At 60.0% G+C, this 18117-nt stretch carries 11 protein-coding genes; 6 read left to right on the top strand and 5 right to left on the bottom strand.

All coding sequences use genetic code 11. The annotated features are described in order from the left end of the window. Positions 1 to 92: 92 nt before the first annotated feature. Positions 93 to 3581 carry a chromosome segregation protein SMC gene (smc, locus tag ACYZTM_RS24910; RefSeq protein ID WP_461985162.1) on the bottom strand — a complete coding sequence of 1163 codons (3489 nt, stop codon included), beginning with the start codon at positions 3579 to 3581 and terminating at the stop codon, positions 93 to 95. A 2-nt stretch (positions 3582 to 3583) separates the two neighbouring features. Then, complete coding sequence (locus tag ACYZTM_RS24905; RefSeq protein WP_461985160.1) at positions 3584 to 4243, bottom strand: GntR family transcriptional regulator; 660 nt, start codon at positions 4241 to 4243, stop codon at positions 3584 to 3586. Positions 4244 to 4509: 266 nt separating this feature from the next. Between ACYZTM_RS24905 and xdhA the strand changes: the two genes are divergently transcribed. The 4 genes from xdhA (at position 4510) to guaD (ending at position 10652) form a co-directional block, all read left to right on the top strand. Next, entirely contained in the window at positions 4510 to 5964 is a 1455-nt protein-coding gene (gene xdhA, locus ACYZTM_RS24900) for a xanthine dehydrogenase small subunit (RefSeq protein WP_461985158.1), read from the top strand. Beyond that, positions 5957 to 8356: a xanthine dehydrogenase molybdopterin binding subunit gene (xdhB, locus tag ACYZTM_RS24895; RefSeq protein WP_461985156.1), complete on the top strand. Its 2400-nt coding sequence runs from the start codon at positions 5957 to 5959 to the stop codon at positions 8354 to 8356. Before xdhA ends, xdhB begins: the two co-directional genes overlap by 8 nt. Before the next feature lie 137 nt (positions 8357 to 8493). Next, on the top strand, positions 8494 to 9339 hold the full coding sequence (gene xdhC / locus ACYZTM_RS24890) for a xanthine dehydrogenase accessory protein XdhC (protein WP_131059993.1): 846 nt from the start codon (positions 8494 to 8496) through the stop codon (positions 9337 to 9339). An 8-nt stretch (positions 9340 to 9347) separates the two neighbouring features. Continuing rightward, the gene (gene guaD, locus ACYZTM_RS24885) at positions 9348 to 10652 is read left to right on the top strand and encodes a guanine deaminase (protein ID WP_461985154.1); all 1305 of its coding nucleotides are present in this window, start codon (positions 9348 to 9350) and stop codon (positions 10650 to 10652) included. A gap of 171 nt (positions 10653 to 10823) precedes the next feature. Here guaD and ACYZTM_RS24880 read toward each other — a convergent pair whose 3' ends face one another. Continuing rightward, positions 10824 to 11588 (bottom strand): GntR family transcriptional regulator, encoded by a 765-nt coding sequence (locus ACYZTM_RS24880; RefSeq protein WP_131059995.1) that lies wholly within the window; start codon positions 11586 to 11588, stop codon positions 10824 to 10826. A 351-nt stretch (positions 11589 to 11939) separates the two neighbouring features. Here ACYZTM_RS24880 and ACYZTM_RS24875 point away from each other — a divergent pair, with 351 nt between their 5' ends. Then, on the top strand, positions 11940 to 13130 hold the full coding sequence (locus tag ACYZTM_RS24875; protein WP_131059996.1) for a benzoate/H(+) symporter BenE family transporter: 1191 nt from the start codon (positions 11940 to 11942) through the stop codon (positions 13128 to 13130). 200 nt (positions 13131 to 13330) lie between these two features. Here the strand turns inward: ACYZTM_RS24875 and ACYZTM_RS24870 are convergent, their stop codons facing one another. After that, the gene (locus tag ACYZTM_RS24870; protein WP_007896965.1) at positions 13331 to 13675 is read right to left on the bottom strand and encodes a YggL family protein; all 345 of its coding nucleotides are present in this window, start codon (positions 13673 to 13675) and stop codon (positions 13331 to 13333) included. 234 nt (positions 13676 to 13909) lie between these two features. Here ACYZTM_RS24870 and dacB point away from each other — a divergent pair, with 234 nt between their 5' ends. Then, positions 13910 to 15370, top strand: coding sequence for a D-alanyl-D-alanine carboxypeptidase/D-alanyl-D-alanine endopeptidase (gene dacB / locus ACYZTM_RS24865; protein WP_131059997.1), 1461 nt, complete (start codon positions 13910 to 13912; stop codon positions 15368 to 15370). Between the two features lie 208 nt (positions 15371 to 15578). On the opposite strand, the gene ACYZTM_RS24860 is transcribed toward dacB, so the two are convergent. Next, on the bottom strand, positions 15579 to 17978 hold the full coding sequence (locus ACYZTM_RS24860; RefSeq protein ID WP_131059998.1) for a sensor domain-containing diguanylate cyclase: 2400 nt from the start codon (positions 17976 to 17978) through the stop codon (positions 15579 to 15581). Positions 17979 to 18117 lie beyond the last annotated feature (139 nt).

Below are 18117 nucleotides of genomic sequence, written 5' to 3'. Positions count from 1 at the left end.
CAATGGCTTGCGCGAATATGTCGATTGGCCAGCAAGTCGAGACAGGTAAAAAAGTCCTACAGACTAAAAATACTTGCCCTACAAGCGCCGACTCAGGCCTCCACCATCGCCATCGCCTCCTCGACATCCACTGCCACCAGACGCGAGCAACCCGGTTCGTGCATCGTCACACCCATCAGTTGATCGGCCATTTCCATGGCGATCTTGTTGTGGGTGATATAGATGAACTGCACCGTCTGCGACATCTCTTTGACCAGCCGTGCGTAGCGTCCAACGTTAGCGTCATCCAAGGGCGCATCAACTTCATCGAGCATGCAGAACGGCGCCGGATTCAACTTGAAGATGGCAAACACCAGGGCCAATGCGGTCAGGGCTTTTTCGCCACCGGAGAGCAAATGGATGGTGCTGTTCTTCTTTCCTGGCGGCTGCGCCATGATCGTTACCCCTGTATCGAGTAGATCTTCGCCCGTCAGTTCCAAATACGCGCGTCCTCCACCGAAAACTTTTGGGAATAACGCCTGCAAACCGCCATTGATCTGATCAAAGGTATCTTTGAAGCGGTTTCGGGTTTCCTTGTCGATCTTGCGAATCACGTTTTCAAGCGTGTCCAGTGCTTCCACCAGATCGTCGTTCTGCGCATCCAGATAACGTTTACGCTCGGATTGTTGCGTGTATTCGTCGATGGCCGCCAAGTTGATCGCACCGAGGCGCTGAATACGCGCGGCAATGCGTTCGAGCTCTTCTTCGGCATCCTTCTCGCTGGCCTCGGCTGTCAGCGTGGCGAGCACGCCGTGCAGGTCGTAGCCGTCTTCCAGCAGTTGATCTTCAAGTGTCTTGCGGCGCACGGTCAGGGCTTGCCATTCCATGCGCTGGGTTTCCATCTGCCCGCGAATCAACTGCGATTGCTGCTCAGCCTGATTGCGACGTTTTTCCGCATCCCGCAATTCACGGTCAGAGTCTTCCAGAGCGATCTGCGCCGTCTTGAGTTCTTCGTCGACGGTCATGCGCTTGTCGAGCAACTCTTCGAGTTTCAGGCGCAATTCTTCCAGCGGCGCTTCGCCCTCCTCCAGATTGAGGCTCAGCTGTTCGCGTTTCTCGGTCAGGCGCTCGGACTGCATCTCCAGTCGTTCCAGCGCCTGACGCGTGGAGTCGTGTTGCGCTTTGAGCGAGCCGAGGCGCACCGCCAGTTGATGCGCGTGATCCTTGTGTTGCCGGGCTTCCTGACGCACCCGGTCAAGTCGCTCGCGCAGGCTGTCGCGCTGGGCCAGCAGCAACTCGCGCTGCTCGGTGTCCAGCGCCATGCTGTCGAGGGCTTCCTGCAATTGCAGGCGCGCTTCGCCGATGTTTTCGTGCTCAAGTGCGCGCTGCTCGCCCAGCTCGGTCAGCTCTTCGTCGAGACGGGTACGGCGCAAGGTCAGCTGTTCGGCCTTGGCTTTACCGGCGGACAACTGGGCTTTCAACTCACCTTGCTGACGCGCTTCGTCTTGCAGCAGACGACGCAAATGTTCGCGACCGTTTTCCTGCTGACGCTGTTGCGCCCTGAGATTTTGAAGTTGGGTTTCCAGGGTTTCGACCGTGGCTTCGCGCTCATCGCGCTCAAGGCCCAGGCGCTGGATTTCCTGACCACGAGCCAGCACACCGCTTTCTGCTTCGCTGGCCCGGCGCACACGCAAAAAGTGCCGACCGACCCAGTAACCATCGCGGCTGATCAGGCTCTCGCCTGCGGTCAATTGACTGCGCAGGGCCAACGCCTGCTCAAGGCTGTCGACCGGTTTAACCTGCCCCAACCATGGTGACAGATCGATCTGCGCTTCCACTTTATCGAGCAAGCTGCCGGGCACGCGCACGCCATCACTGGCCGGGCTGAGCAAGCGCAGATCGCCCTGGGCAAAACCGGCCAGATCGAAATCGACGAAGTCATCCACCAGCACCGCTTGCAGGTCGGCGCCGAGCACGGTTTCCACCGCCAGCTCCCAACCGGCTTCGACTTTCAGACCTTCGGCCAGACGCGGACGGTCCGCCAAATGCTGTTCGCGCAGCCATTCAGCGGTGCCGGTGCCCGGGTCGAGTGCGGCTTGCTGCAAAGCTTCAAGGGAGGCGAGGCGACCGTTCAGACGCTGCAAATCGCCCTGCGCCTGTTGCTGATTCTGCAGCGCCAATTGCAATTCCTGACGCAGTTGTTCAAGGCGTTCGACCTGGGCTTCTTCGCTGGCCTGCAAATCTTCGAGCGTCGCTTCACTCGCGGCCAGTTGCTCACTGAGTTCCATGATCGCCGCGTCTTCCGGGTCCGCCGACAGCAACGCGCGTTCCTCGCCAAGACGCTTCTGACGATCGGCCAGTCGCTCCATGCTGGTTTCCAGCTGCTGGATGCGCGACTGCTGAACCTCGGATTGACGACGCGGTTCGGCGGCGGTCAGGTTGAACGTGTCCCACTGCTCCTGCCAGCCGTGCATGGTGGTTTCGGATTCTTCCAGGGCGGCAGCGGCTTCTTCGGCAGCGGCGCTGGTGACTTCCTGCTCCGGCGTGAGCATGTCCAGCTCTTCGCCGAGGGTCAGCAGCAACGTGCGGTCGTGGCCCAGGTGTGATTCGGTTTCCAGACGCGCACGCTCGGCTTCTTTCAGATCGTCCTGCAATTGGCGCAAGCGCTGCTGACCGTGCTGTATGCTCTGCTCGACCCGGGCGATGTCGCCACCGACCGAATAGAAGCGTCCCTGCACCAGATTGAAGCGCTCGGACAGGTCATGGTGCCCGTCACGGAAGCGTTCGATGCTCGCGTCGGCGTTACGTTGCTCGGCGACCAAGGCTTCGAAGGTGACTTCCTGATTACCAATGACCGCTTCGCGCTGCCCGACCTGTTCGTTCAACGCCTGCCAGCGCAGGGCCGACAGCTGGGCCTTGAGCTGACGCTCTTCGCCTTTGTATTCCTGATACTTCTTGGCGGCCTCGGCCTGGCGGTGCAAACGCTCCAGCTGACGCTCGAGCTCATCGCGCAGGTCGGTCAGGCGGGCCAGGTTTTCGTGGGTGCGGCGAATGCGGTTTTCAGTCTCGCGCCGACGCTCCTTGTACTTGGAGATGCCGGCCGCTTCTTCGATGAAGTTGCGCAGGTCTTCGGGCTTGGACTCGATCAGCTTGGAGATCATCCCCTGCTCGATGATCGAGTAGCTGCGCGGGCCCAGGCCTGTACCCAAAAAGATGTCGGTGATATCGCGACGGCGGCATTTGGTGCCGTTGAGGTAGTAAGTGGTCTGGCTGTCTCGGGTCACTTTGCGGCGAATGGAAATTTCCGCATAGGCGGCGTACTCACCGAGCAGGGTGCCGTCGGAGTTATCGAACACCAGCTCGATACTCGCCTGGCTCACCGGCTTACGGCTGGTGGAGCCGTTGAAGATGACGTCGGTCATCGATTCGCCGCGCAGGTTCTTGGCCGAACTTTCGCCCATCACCCAGCGGACGGCGTCGATGATGTTCGACTTGCCGCAGCCATTCGGCCCGACCACCGCCGCCATGTTGCTGGGGAAGTTAACCGTGGTCGGGTCGACGAAGGATTTGAACCCTGCCAGCTTGATGCACTTGAGCCGCACGCTTAAGCGTCCGTCAGGGCAGAAACCACCAGATCGCAGCTGCGCTGGGCATAGGCCGTCAGCACTTCGCGGATCTGCGGAAAGTCACGGGCCAGCACTTCGGCGAGCAAACGTTCGAACAGTTCGAGGAACTCGCTCATCGACGCCTTGCGCTGGTCCAGCGCGAGGAAATACGCACGACTCATGGCCGGCTGCAGGTTCTCGACGGTTTCCTGCAAGTACGGATTGTTGGCGAATGGGTACGCGGCGCGCATCACGTTGAAGCTGTCGTCGACGAAGGTGCGGATGTCCTGACGCTCGTAGCTGGCAGCCAGGCGCTGCTGGATCTGCACGAACGGCGCCATGTCGGCCTGGACCTGCCAGCCTTTGGCCACGGCATTGCCGAGCAGGATGTACAGCTCGCTCATCAAGGTGCACAGGCTCTGCACCTTGTGGGCGGTGAGCTCGGTCACGTGGGCACCGCGTCGCGGCAGGATCGCGATCAGGTGGCGGCGCTCGAGAATCAGCAAGGCCTCACGGACCGAACCGCGACTGACATTGAGGGCCAGCGTGACCTTCTGTTCCTGGATGCGCTCCCCGGGCTTCATTTCGCCACGAATGATGCGTTCGGCGAGGTGGTGAGCGATTTGCTCGGCGAGGCTGTCCGGCGCCTTGAACGTCATGATTGTCCTTCAAACTCTTCGATCTGCACAGGCGGCGCAGTGTAGCGCACATGAAGGGTCATGGCGGAGTGCCCACTCAGCGGTTTTTGGCACGAATCAAGCAAAAAGCAGGCTAACCCGCGAGGGTCAATAATGAAGGAACGAGTCGTTGATCGACAAAATGCTGTTTCCTGACCTTTAAGTCAGAAAATCATTGACCGCAAAGTCAGACCTGATAAATTCGGTTCAAGTCGGTTAACAACAATAATGAGTCTGCGAGGCCTTCCGTGATCCAGTTTTTACTTAACCAGGAACTCCGTAGCGAGCACGCCCTGGACCCAAACCTGACCGTGCTCAATTATCTGCGCGACCATGTGGGCAAACCCGGCACCAAAGAAGGCTGCGCCAGCGGTGACTGTGGCGCCTGCACCGTGGTGGTCGGCGAGCTGCAAACGGATGACGATGGCCGCGAACACATTCGCTATCGCAGCCTCAACTCGTGCCTGACGTTCGTTTCGTCATTGCACGGCAAACAACTGATCAGCGTCGAAGACCTCAAGCACAAAGGCCAACTGCACAGCGTGCAGAAAGCCATGGTCGAGTGCCACGGCTCGCAATGCGGCTTCTGCACTCCGGGCTTCGTGATGTCGCTGTTCGCATTGCAAAAAAACAGCGATGAGCCCGATTCTCACAAGGCTCACGAAGCGCTGGCCGGCAACCTCTGCCGCTGCACCGGTTATCGGCCGATACTGGCTGCCGCCGAACAGTCCTGCTGCGGCAAGCAAACGGATCAGTTCGATGCTCGCGAAGCCGACACCATCGCTCGCCTGAAAGCCATCGCCCCTACCGACATCGGCGAACTCAACAGTGGCGACAAGCGCTGCCTGGTGCCGCTGACCGTGGCCGATCTGGCCGACCTCTACGACGCTTACCCACAGGCCCGGCTGCTGGCCGGCGGTACGGATCTGGCGCTGGAAGTCACCCAGTTCCACCGCACCCTGCCGGTGATGATTTATGTTGGCAACGTCGCCGAGATGAAGCGCATCGAACGCTTCGACGATCGCCTGGAAATCGGCGCCGCGACCGCCCTCTCCGACTGCTACGAAGCCTTGAAAGCTGATTACCCGGACTTCGGCGAATTGCTGCAACGCTTCGCGTCCTTGCAGATTCGGAACCAGGGCACCCTCGGCGGCAACATCGGTAACGCTTCGCCGATCGGCGACTCGCCACCGCTGCTGATTGCCCTGGGCGCGCAGATCGTTTTGTGCAAAGGCGAAACCCGCCGCACCCTTGCCCTGGAAGATTACTTCATCGATTACCGGGTCACCGCGCGCCAGGAAAGCGAGTTCATCGAGAAGATCATTGTGCCCCGCGCCAGCGCCGAACAACTGTTCCGTGCGTACAAGGTTTCCAAGCGTCTGGACGATGACATTTCCGCCGTCTGCGCCGCGTTCAACCTGCGCATCGACAACGGTGTCATCGCGGATGCCCGCGTGGCGTTCGGCGGCATGGCCGCGATTCCGAAACGCGCGAACAACTGCGAAACCGTGTTGCTCGGCGCGCCGTTCAACAACGCCACCGTCGAACGCGCCTGCGCTGCGCTGGCCGAAGATTTCACGCCACTTTCGGACTTCCGCGCCAGCAAGGAATATCGCCTGCTCAGCGCGCAGAACCTGCTGCGCAAATACTTCATCGAACTGCAAACGCCGCACATCGAGACTCGGGTGACCGCATATGTCTAACCATCACGCCGTAGAGAAGACCCAGGCCGAACTGGCTGAGTTGTTCGCCAAGGACCTGACCACCGGTGTCGGCCGCAGCGTCAAGCACGACAGCGCCACCAAGCATGTGTCCGGTGAAGCGCAGTACATCGATGACCGACTGGAATTCCCCAATCAGCTGCACGTTTACGCACGGCTCTCGGACCGTGCCCACGCGAAAATCATCAGCATCGACACCAAGCCTTGCTACGCCTTCGAAGGCGTACGTATCGCCATCACTCATAAAGACGTGCCGGGGCTGAAAGACATCGGCCCGTTGCTGCCGGGCGATCCGTTGCTAGCCATTGATGATGTGCAATTCGTCGGTCAACCGGTGCTCGCCGTTGCGGCGAAAGACCTGGAAACCGCACGCAAAGCCGCGATGGCCGCCATCATCGAATACGAAGATCTGGAACCTGTTCTGGACGTGGTCGAAGCCCTGCGCAAACGCCATTTCGTACTCGACAGCCACACTCATCAGCGCGGCGATTCGACCAATGCTTTGGCCACCGCCGAGCATCGCATCCAGGGCACGCTGCACATCGGTGGCCAGGAACACTTTTACCTCGAAACCCAGATCTCTTCGGTGATGCCGACTGAAGATGGCGGGATGATCGTTTATTGCTCGACGCAGAACCCCACCGAAGTGCAGAAGCTGGTGGCCGAGGTTTTGGACGTATCAATGAACAAAATCGTCGTCGACATGCGTCGCATGGGCGGCGGTTTCGGCGGCAAGGAAACCCAGGCCGCCAGCCCGGCGTGCCTGTGCGCGGTTATCGCGCACCTCACCGGACAACCGACCAAAATGCGCCTGCCCCGCGTCGAAGACATGCTGATGACCGGCAAGCGCCACCCGTTCTATGTCGAATACGACGTAGGCTTCGACAGCACGGGTCGCCTGCATGGCATCGCCCTTGAACTGGCCGGGAACTGCGGTTGCTCGCCGGACTTGTCGGCCTCGATTGTCGACCGTGCGATGTTCCACGCCGACAACTCGTACTACCTGGGCGATGCGACCATCAACGGTCATCGCTGCAAGACCAACACCGCGTCGAACACCGCTTACCGGGGTTTCGGCGGCCCGCAGGGGATGGTTGCCATCGAAGAAGTGATGGACGCGATTGCCCGCCATCTGGCCCTTGATCCGCTGGCGGTGCGCAAGGCCAACTACTATGGCAAGACCGAGCGCAACGTCACCCATTACTACCAGACCGTCGAGCACAACATGCTCGAGGAAATGACCGCCGAACTCGAAGAAAGCAGCCAGTACGCCGAACGCCGCGAAGCGATCCGTCGCTACAACGCCAACAGCCCGATCCTGAAAAAAGGCCTGGCGCTGACCCCGGTGAAATTCGGTATTTCCTTCACTGCCAGCTTCCTCAACCAGGCCGGTGCGCTGGTCCACGTCTACACCGACGGCAGCATCCACCTGAATCATGGCGGCACGGAAATGGGCCAGGGTTTGAACACCAAGGTCGCGCAGGTTGTGGCCGAAGTGTTCCAGGTGGAAATGGACCGCGTGCAGATCACCGCCACCAATACCGACAAGGTCCCGAACACCTCGCCGACCGCCGCTTCCAGCGGTGCCGACTTGAACGGTAAAGCCGCGCAGAACGCCGCTGAAATCATCAAGAAACGCCTGGTTGAATTTGCCGCGCGGCACTACAAGGTCAGCGAAGAAGACGTGGAGTTTCATAACGGCCACGTGCGGGTTCGCGATCACATCCTGACCTTCGAAGCGCTGATCCAGCAGGCATATTTCGCCCAGGTGTCGCTGTCGAGCACCGGCTTCTACAAGACCCCGAAAATCTTCTACGACCGCAGTCAGGCCCGTGGCCGGCCGTTCTACTACTACGCCTTCGGTGCAGCCTGTTGCGAGGTGATCATCGACACCCTGACCGGCGAGTACAAAATGCTGCGTACCGACATCCTCCACGACGTCGGCGACTCGCTGAACCCGGCCATCGACATCGGCCAGGTCGAGGGCGGTTTCATCCAGGGCATGGGGTGGCTGACCATGGAAGAACTGGTGTGGAACAACAAAGGCAAACTGATGACCAACGGCCCGGCCAGCTACAAGATTCCGGCGGTGGCGGACATGCCGCTGGACCTGCGCGTGAAGCTGGTGGAAAACCGTAAAAACCCGGAAGACACGGTGTTCCATTCCAAGGCCGTGGGTGAGCCGCCATTCATGCTTGGCATCGCGGCGTGGTGTGCGATCAAGGACGCTGTGGCGAGCCTTGGCGACTACAAGCATCAACCGAAAATCGACGCGCCGGCGACGCCGGAGCGGGTGTTGTGGGGGTGTGAGCAGATGCGGCAGTTGAAGGCGGCGAAAGCCGTGGAAGCCGAGGTTGAGTTGGCTTCGCTCTAGACCGAGGTGCGCCCTTCGCGGGCAAGCCTCGCTCCTACAGGTGGTGGTGGATCACAATGATGTGAACGACACAAAACCTGTAGGAGCGCTTGCCCGCGAAGAGGCCCGAACAGACAACAGAGATGTCGAGGTGAAACATGTACAACTGGATCGACGCCCTCGCCGACCTGCAATCCCAGGGAGAACCCTGCGTGCTGGTAACCATCATCGAAGAGCTCGGCTCGACGCCGCGCAATGCCGGTTCGAAAATGGTCATCAGCGCTACCCAGGCCTTCGACACCATCGGTGGCGGGCACCTGGAATACAAGGCCATGCAGATCGGCCGCGAGATGCTGGCCAGCGGCAAGCAGGACACGCACCTGGAGCGCTTCAGCCTCGGCGCCAGCCTGGGTCAGTGCTGCGGCGGCGTGACCGTGTTGCTGTTCGAACCGATGGGCCAGGTCCAGGCGCAGATCGCCGTGTTCGGCGCCGGCCATGTCGGTCGGGCGCTGGTGCCGCTGCTCGCCAATCTGCCCTGCCGGGTGCGCTGGATCGATTCGCGGGAAGCGGAATTCCCCGAACAGATCCCCCACGGCGTCCGTAAAATCGTCGCCGAAGAACCGGTGGATGAAATCGACAATATGCCCGCCGGCAGCTACTGCATCGTCATGACCCATAACCACCAGCTCGACCTCGAACTCACCGCCGCGATCCTCAAGCGCAACGATTTCACCTACTTCGGCCTGATCGGTTCGAAGACCAAACGGGTGAAATTCGAACACCGCTTGCGTGATCGTGGTTTCGACAGCGCCGTGCTGCAACGCATGCGCTGCCCGATGGGCATTGGCGAAGTCAAAGGCAAGTTGCCTGTGGAAATCGCCATCTCCATCGCTGGCGAAATCATCGCCACCTATAACGCCAGTTTCGGCCAGCAAACTACCAACGCCGGATCATCGATCGCCAAACTGCTGCCTGCTTCACGCCGCAGCCAAGCCACAAACTGAGAACGCTCATGCCTCTGACTCGCAAAGCCTACCGCGCCGCCATCCTGCACAGCATCGCCGACCCCGCTGAAGTGGGTATCGAAGCCTCGTATGAGTATTTCGAAGACGGCCTGCTGGTGGTCGATAACGGCCAGATCAGCGCCGTTGGCCACGCCAGCGAATTGCTGCCGACTCTGCCGGCCGACATCGAAATCACCCATTATCAGGATGCGTTGATCACCCCAGGCTTCATCGACACCCACATTCACTTGCCGCAAACCGGCATGGTCGGTGCCTACGGCGAGCAACTGCTGGACTGGCTCAACACCTACACCTTCCCTTGCGAAAGCCAGTTTTCCGACAAGGCTCACGCCGATGAAGTCGCGGACATTTTCATCAAGGAACTGCTGCGTAACGGCACCACAACTGCCCTGGTGTTCGGCAGCGTGCACCCGCAATCGGTGAACTCGTTCTTCGAAGCCGCCGAGCAGCTGGACCTGCGGATGATCGCCGGTAAGGTGATGATGGACCGCAACGCGCCGGACTACCTGACCGACACTGCCGAATCCAGCTATGTCGAAAGCAAGGCGCTGATCGAACGCTGGCACGGCAAGGGTCGACTGCACTACGCGGTCACCCCGCGCTTCGCCCCTACCAGCACCCCGGAACAACTGACCCTCGCCGGCCAGTTGCTCAGCGAATTCCCCGACCTGTACATGCAGACCCACATCAGCGAAAACCTCAAGGAAGTCGAGTGGGTCAAGGAGCTGTTTCCGGAGCGCAAGGGCTACCTGGACGTCTACGACCACTACAAACTGCTCGGCGAACGCTCGGTGTTCGCCCACGGCGTGCACCTGTGCGACGACGAATGCGCACGACTGGCGGAAACCGGCTCGGCCATCGCTTTCTGCCCGACCTCAAACTTCTTCCTCGGCAGCGGCCTGTTCAACCTGCCGATGGCTGAAAAGCACAAATTGAATGTTGGTTTGGGCACAGACGTCGGTGGCGGCACCAGTTTCTCGCTGTTGCAAACCCTGAACGAAGCCTACAAAGTCATGCAACTGCAAGGTGCGCGCCTGAGCCCGTTCAAATCGCTGTACCTGGCGACCCTCGGCGGTGCGCGTGCGCTGCGTCTGGAAGACAAGATCGGTACCCTGAAGCCCGGCACCGACGCGGACTTCCTGGTGCTCGATTACAACGCCACGCCGTTGCTGAGCTATCGCTTGAAGCAGGCCAATAACATTGCCGAGACGTTGTTCGTGTTGATGACGCTGGGGGATGACCGGACTGTTCTGCAGACTTATGCAGCGGGGAATCAGGTGCATCAGCGCTGAGTTTTCTTCAGGCATAAAAAATCCCCCGCAATTGTTGGTTGCGGGGGATTTTTTTATTGCCCTTGAAGCCGCCTTCGCGGGCAAGCCTCGCTCCTACAGGATTTAGGTAATTTCGAGATCACCTCCATCCCTGTAGGAGCGAGGCTTGCCCGCGAAGGGCGCGACGCGGTGTCAGAGCTTTACCGCTGCCCGCCCCGGCTTCTTGGTCTGCAACAAATGCGAAAACACCGCATGCAAATCATCCGACGCGCTTTCTTCGTCGAGGTTGAGTTTGCTGTCGATGTGATCCATGTGGTGCATCATCAGATTCACCGCCAACTCACCGTTACGCGCTTCGATGGCGTCGATCAGCTGGGTGTGTTCATCGTAGGAACAGTGGGAACGGTTGCCGCTTTCGTACTGGGCGATGATCAGCGAAGTCTGGGACACCAGGCTGCGCTGGAAGCTGATCAGCGGCGCATTCTTCGCCGCTTCGGCCAGTTTCAGGTGGAATTCGCCCGACAGACGGATACCGGCGCCGCGATCGCCACGGGAGAAGCTGTCGCGTTCGTCGTTGACCATCTGCCGCAACTCGGCAATCTGCTCGGCGGTGGCGTGCTGAACCGCCAGTTCAGTGATCGCGCGTTCTACCAGACGCCGCGCCAGGAACACCTGACGCGCCTCTTCGACACTCGGGCTGGCGACGACGGCGCCGCGGTTCGGACGCAGCAGCACGACGCCTTCATGGGCCAGGCGCGACAGCGCACGGCGAATGATGGTGCGACTGACCCCGAAAATTTCCCCCAGCGCTTCTTCGCTCAACTTGGTGCCAGGCGCCAGACGCTGTTCGAGGATGGCCTCGAAGATATGCGCGTAGACAATATCGTCCTGGGTACCGCTGCGGCCGGCTTTGCCTGCTCGCGGTTGTTTCTTAAGGGGCTGCAACTGTTCGTTCATGGGCACTCGAGTCGGGAGAACTGCGGCGAATTGACCGTGACTGTAATACGGCACAGTGGGTCGCTGGCAAGTATCGCGTAAAAAACACCGCGATTGTACACAATGGATGGTGGCAACACGACTGTACGGCTGTTTGTCGCTTCTGCTGTATCGCAACGGTTGGTTACTTTTGAGTTTAGGCTTGATCGCAGAATCCGCCGCCTGAACGCGATTTCCTTGTAGGAGCGAAGCTTGCTCGCGAAGGCGTCGTGTCAGTCAACATTGATATCGACTGACACGACGCCTTCGCGAGCAAGCTTCGCTCCTACAGGGATCACGGACATCTTTATTAGTACAAGGAACACCGCTGTCATGAACGACGCCACGCACACGCAGCTCCGCCCCTTGGCCGATACGTCACCGTCAGCGATCGTCGCCGGCTTTATCGCAATGATGACCGGCTACACCAGCTCCCTTGTCCTGATGTTTCAGGCCGGACAAGCGGCGGGCCTGACCAGCGGGCAGATTTCGTCGTGGATCTGGGCAATCTCGATTGGCATGGCGGTGTGCTCGATCGGCCTGTCCCTGCGGTATCGCACGCCGATCACCATTGCCTGGTCGACGCCTGGCGCGGCGTTGCTGATCACCAGCCTCGGCGGCGTGAGCTACGGCGAGGCCATCGGTGCCTACATTACCTGCGCGGTGCTGGTGACGATTTGTGGTTTGACCGGCAGCTTCGAACGCCTGGTGAAAAAGATTCCGGCGTCATTGGCCGCGGCGTTGCTGGCGGGGATTCTGTTCAAGATCGGCAGCGAAATCTTCGTCGCCGCGCAGCATCGTACCGGGCTGGTGCTGGGGATGTTCTTCACTTATCTGCTGGTCAAGCGCCTGTCGCCGCGTTACGCGGTGCTCGCGGCATTGCTGATCGGCACGGCGCTGTCGGGGGTCATGGGACTGCTCGACTTCAGCGGTTTTCATCTGGAAGTGGCGACGCCGGTCTGGACCACACCGCACTTCTCCCTGGCCGCGACCATCAGCATCGGTATTCCATTGTTTGTGGTGGCGATGACTTCGCAAAACATGCCCGGCATCGCCGTATTGCGCGCTGACGGCTACACCGTGCCGGCCTCGCCGCTGATCACCACCACCGGCATCGCCTCGCTGCTGCTGGCGCCGTTCGGCTCCCACGGGATCAACCTCGCGGCCATCAGCGCGGCGATCTGCACCGGGCCGCATGCCCATGAGGATCGCAACAAGCGTTACACGGCGGCGGTCTGGTGCGGGATTTTCTACGGGATTGCCGGGGTGTTCGGCGCGACGCTGGCGGCGTTGTTTGCCGCGCTGCCTAAAGAGTTGGTGCTGTCGATTGCGGCGCTGGCGTTGTTCGGCTCGATCATCAATGGCCTGAGCATAGCCATGACCGAAGTGAAGGAACGTGAGGCGGCGCTGATTACCTTTATGGTCACGGCGTCAGGGCTGACGCTGTTTTCCATTGGTTCGGCGTTCTGGGGGATTGTCGCGGGGGTGTTGACGTTGGTGATCTTGAACTGGCGCAAGGCCTGAGGGCCCCTTCGCGGGCAAGCCTCGCTCCTACAGGTTCCGCGCAAAGCTTTTGTAGGAGCGAGCGGTGCGGCGATCCGACTTGCCCGCGAAGGCATCCCCGAGATCAATATCGCAAGCCAAGCCATACGCCTACAAAAAGCAGGCATAAAAAAACGGCGACCCTTGGGTCGCCGCTTCTTTTATGACAGCAAGCTATGACATCAAGCTACCGGATTGATCGGCTTTTCCGGGTACCAGACGTCGATCAGCGGGCTGACGGTTGCTTCGGTCAGTTCGCTGCGGCCTTTGAGCCAGGCTTCAACAGCAGCACGCTGCTCTTCGGACACCGAGCCACGCTTCTGCAGGCAAACCAGACCGAAGTCGTCGCCGCCAACATAGCCCAGACCGTTGGCTTCCATGGCTTCTTTCAGGAACGCGTCGAGGAAAGCATCAATGGCTTCATCAGCCAAATCTTCTTTGAAATCCAGGTTCAGCTCGAAACCCAGCTCTTGAAATTCATCGACGCACAGTTTTTTGCGCAGACGCTGGGAACGGTTAGTCGCCATTGGAACAATCCTCATAAGTAATAACGGGCGGCACTTTAGCAGTTTAAGGCGCTGATTGCCCGTCTCTCGGCAGCGCTAAGCCTACCGCCGGTAAAAAAATTGCGGATTAGAGGCGCACGGTAAGGCACAAGCCGTTACACCTTGGGGCATAATGCCGACACTTTCATGACCACTGAGGGAATTTATCTTCATGCCCTCGTCTTTTTTCCCCTCGAATGTAGGGTTTTATTTCACATGATCAAATCTTTGCGTCCATTGCTGCTGGCCGGTTTTCTTCTACCCCTGGCCTTCTCCGTTTCCGCCGCCTCCATCAACACCGGTCTGTCACCCAACGTCGAAAAAGCCCTCAAGGCCAGCAAACTTCCGGGCAACGCCCTGTCGCTGGTGATGATCCCGCTGAACGGCCCGGGCACCCCGACCATTTACAACGCTGACGTTTCGGTCAACCCGGCCTCGACCATGAAGCTGGTGACCACCTACGCCGCGCTGGAAATGCTCGGCCCGAACCACCAGTGGAAAACCGAGTTCTACACCGACGGCACCCTCAGCGGCGGCATCCTCAACGGCAACCTCTACCTCAAGGGTGGCGGCGATCCGAAACTGAACATGGAAAAGCTCTGGCTGCTGATGCGTGACTTGCGCGCCAACGGCGTGACGCAAATCACCGGTGACTTGGTGCTGGACCGCAATTTCTTCGTGCAACCGCAACTGCCGGAGTTCAACGACGACGGCAATGACGACAACAAACCGTTCCTGGTCAAGCCCGATTCGCTGATGGTCAACCTCAAGGCCCTGCGCTTCGTGGCGCGCAACGACAACGGCCGGGTCCTGGTGTCGGTGGAACCGCCGATCGCCAGCATCAATATTGAAAACCAGGTCAAAGCGGTCAACTCCAAGCAATGCTCCGGTGGCGTGCGTTACAACCCGGTGACCCAAGCCGATGGCAGTGTGACCGTGACGGTTGGCGGTCAGTTGGGCGATGGCTGCAGTTCACAGACTTATCTGTCGCTGCTCGACCACGCGACCTACACCGCCGGTGCCGTGCGCGCGATCTGGAAGGAACTGGGCGGCAGCATCCAGGGCAGGGATCGTCTGGCGCCGACGCCGAGCAACGCCAAGGTACTGGCCCGGGCCTATTCGCCGGATCTGGCGGAAATCATTCGCGACATCAATAAATACAGTAACAACACCATGGCTCAGCAGTTGTTCCTGAGCCTGGGCCAGAAATTCCGCACCGATGCCGACGGTGACGACGCCAAGGCCGCCCAGCGCGTGGTGCGTCAGTGGCTGGCGAAAAAAGGCATCACCGCGCCGCACCTGGTGATGGAAAACGGTTCCGGCCTGTCCCGTGCAGAACGTGTGAGCGCCCGTGAAATGGCGGCGATGCTGCAAGCCGCGTGGCGCAGCCCATACTCCGCCGAGTTCATCAGTTCGATGCCGATTGCCGGCACCGACGGCACCATGCGCAAACGCCTGAAGACCACCGCGATGCGCGGTGAAGCCCACGTCAAGACCGGCACCCTGAACACCGTGCGCGCGATCTCCGGTTACAGCCGTGACGTCAACGGCAACACCTGGGCGGTGGTGGCCATCCTCAACGACAAGGCCCCGTTTGGCGCATCTTCGGTGCTGGATCAGGTGCTGCTGGATCTGTATCGCCAGCCGAAAGTGCCGGAAACGGCTTCGGTGCTTTAACCCGGTCTAGAAAACACCACAGACCCAATGTGGGAGTGAGCCTTTGTGGCGAGGGGATTTATCCCCGTTGGGCTGCGAAGCGGCCCAGAATCAGACACTGCGGTGTATCAAATACACCGCAAGCAATGGTTTTACGACTGCTTCGCAGCCGAACGGGGATAAATCCCCTCGCCACACAGCTCGCTCCCACAAGGCTCTGCATTTGGTTTTAGCTGGTTTTTGCTACGACCCGATCCCGTCCCGCCTGCTTCGCCGCGTACACGCCCGAATCCGCCCGCAGCAACAGCGCGTCCGCGCCCTCTCCGACTCGCCAACTGGCAATCCCGAAACTCGCGGTCACTGTCCCCACGCCTTCGATCGGTGAACTGCGCAGTCCTTGCCACAGCTGCAAGGCCAGCACGTGGGCCTGTTCGCCGTCGATGTCCGGGCACAGCACCATGAATTCCTCGCCCCCCAGGCGACAGAACACGTCGGTACGTCGCAGGCGAAGACTGATGCGCTCGCACACGGCCTGCAACACCCGATCGCCCACGGCGTGGCCATGCAGGTCGTTGATGCGTTTGAAGTGGTCGATGTCGAGCATGATCACCGACAACTCGCCACCACCGCGCTCGACCCGGGCCATTTCGGTGGTCAGGCGCTCTTGGAAGTAGCGGCGGTTGTGGATCCCGGTCAGAGAATCGGTGATCGACAGCGCCCGCAGCTCTTCTTCCACCCGTTTCAGGTCGGAGATATCGGAAATGTAACCATGCCAGAGCACGCCGCCTCCCGGCAGTTCCTCCGGAGTCGCCTCGCCGCGAACCCAGCGCAGGCCGCGTTGAGGCAGTTGCACGCGGTATTCCTCGCGCCACGGGCTGAGCGTATCCGCCGACGCGCGGATCGAGGCGCGCACGCGAGTCGTGTCCTGTGTATGAATCCGCGTGAAAATTGCTTCGGCATTGAATAACAGAACGTCCGGATCGAGTTCGTAGATCTCGCGAATCCCGTCGCTGGCGTAGATCACGCTGAAGCGACCGTCGAATTCCATCTTGAATTGATAAATGCCACCGGGCACATGGGCGCTGAGTTTTTTCAGCAACAAGTCGCGCGCAGCCAGGGCTTCGTGAACGCGTTTGCGTTCGGTGATGTCGATGCAAATTGCCAGATGCCCGACCCACAGGCCTTGCTCGTCAAGTACCGGAGTCGCGAGCATGTTCACCGTCAGATGGCTGCCATCCTGACGGACCAGCGTCCACTCCCGCGCTTCGTGACCACCCTCTTCTCCCCCTTCGACCAACATCGCCTGACAGGTCGGAATCGGCTTGCCATAGCGCGCACTCAATTCCGCCGAGCGTGCGACCAACTCCCTGGGAAAGTGCAGGTTTTCCAGGGTCATGCGCCCCACCACTTCAGCGCTGGAGTAACCCAGCATTTGCTCGGCCCCGGCGTTGAAGGTGCTGATGACACCCCGCAGGTCGGTGGCAATGATCGCCACTTGAGTCGCGGCATTCAGCACGCCGCGCAACTGGCCGTGAGTGCCGCGCAATTCCTGCTCGCGGTCGTGCAATTCCTGGGTGCGCTGCTCGACCATTCTCAGCGCACGCTGGCGTTGGCTGACCAGCACGTACAGCAACGCACTGAGTAGTACGCTGAGCAAGCCACCGAGCACCACCAGGCTGGTCACCGAGGAATGGTTGGCTTTCAGGAAGGCTTCGCTGGGCAAGATATCGACTTGATAGTCGTGGTCAGCCATACGCAGCAGGCGTGTGGCGGACAATTCGCTGGCGGCAGGCGAGTTGTAGGACTCGTAAAGCACCTCGTGCTGATCGTCGGTGGACAGGTCGAGGATGCGCACCGAAAGATAGTCATAACTGGCCTCCGGCAACCCGTCCGCCAGCAACTGGCGCATGCTGATCACCGCCATGACATAACCGTAGGGTTTCGTGGTCGGCACCGCGGCGTCACTCTGACGCTTCACCGGCGCCACCAGCAGCACACCCCGTGCATAAGCCGGCTCGATGCCGACCAGATGCATCGGTTGCGAGACGGCCATGCAGCCCAGCTTGTCTGCCCGTTCCAAGGTGGCGCGGCGCAACGGCTGGGCGAACAAGTCGTACCCGAGCGGCGAGCCGAGCCGGCTTCGGGTCTGGCTGTAGAGCACTGCCACGTACTCATCCCGTTCGGCGGCCAATTGCAATTGGCCGTCGGCGTTGAGCTCACGAAGGGTGAAGTCGCTGAATCCCTCTTCGCGCACCTTGCGCTCAAACGCCGCCCGCTCATCACGGGTCACCCGCGCAGCGAATGAATACGCCTCGGTGCGGTGCAGCAACGGTTGGGTGTAGCCGTCGAACTCCTCGCGGGAGACCGACTGGGAATTGGCGAAGAATCGGCGCAGGCCGTCGAGGCGCTGTTCCTGATCTTCGAAACGTTCTTCGATACGGCTGTAACGTTCACTGGCGAGCAGCTGGAAACGCTGCCGCAATTGATGGTGAAACAGATTCAGTGTCGACCAGGCCAGCAATCCGGTAAGAATCCCGCCGACGAGCAATACCAGCAGCGCGACCAGCCAGGCCGAGACATCTTCACTGATAAAACCCAGGATCTTCGGGCGCACGGCGTGCAACGACATAAACGCAACTCAAAACGCCAGGTGCGGGAAAGCCCATTGGCCATGCGTTGAGTTATAGCTATTAGCCACTAATTTGACCAGCACAGAAAGAACCAAAGAGCCTTTTAAAATCAAGGCTCTGTGGATCCAATCATTTATC

This window comes from Pseudomonas sp. MDT2-39-1, assembly GCF_054898085.1.
This window is presented reverse-complemented; position numbering and strand designations above follow the sequence as displayed.

Bases quoted from the DNA above. Each gene is read 5' to 3' on its own strand.
- ACYZTM_RS24905 (WP_461985160.1), bottom strand. From the start codon at position 4,243: ATGACGTTCAAGGCGCCGGACAGCCTCGCCGAGCAAATCGCTCACCAC.
- xdhB (WP_461985156.1), top strand. From the start codon at position 5,957: ATGTCTAACCATCACGCCGTAGAGAAGACCCAGGCCGAACTGGCTGAG.
- xdhC (WP_131059993.1), top strand. From the start codon at position 8,494: ATGTACAACTGGATCGACGCCCTCGCCGACCTGCAATCCCAGGGAGAA.
- guaD (WP_461985154.1), top strand. From the start codon at position 9,348: ATGCCTCTGACTCGCAAAGCCTACCGCGCCGCCATCCTGCACAGCATC.
- ACYZTM_RS24880 (WP_131059995.1), bottom strand. From the start codon at position 11,588: ATGAACGAACAGTTGCAGCCCCTTAAGAAACAACCGCGAGCAGGCAAA.
- ACYZTM_RS24875 (WP_131059996.1), top strand. From the start codon at position 11,940: ATGAACGACGCCACGCACACGCAGCTCCGCCCCTTGGCCGATACGTCA.
- ACYZTM_RS24870 (WP_007896965.1), bottom strand. From the start codon at position 13,675: ATGGCGACTAACCGTTCCCAGCGTCTGCGCAAAAAACTGTGCGTCGAT.
- dacB (WP_131059997.1), top strand. From the start codon at position 13,910: ATGATCAAATCTTTGCGTCCATTGCTGCTGGCCGGTTTTCTTCTACCC.
- ACYZTM_RS24860 (WP_131059998.1), bottom strand. From the start codon at position 17,978: ATGTCGTTGCACGCCGTGCGCCCGAAGATCCTGGGTTTTATCAGTGAA.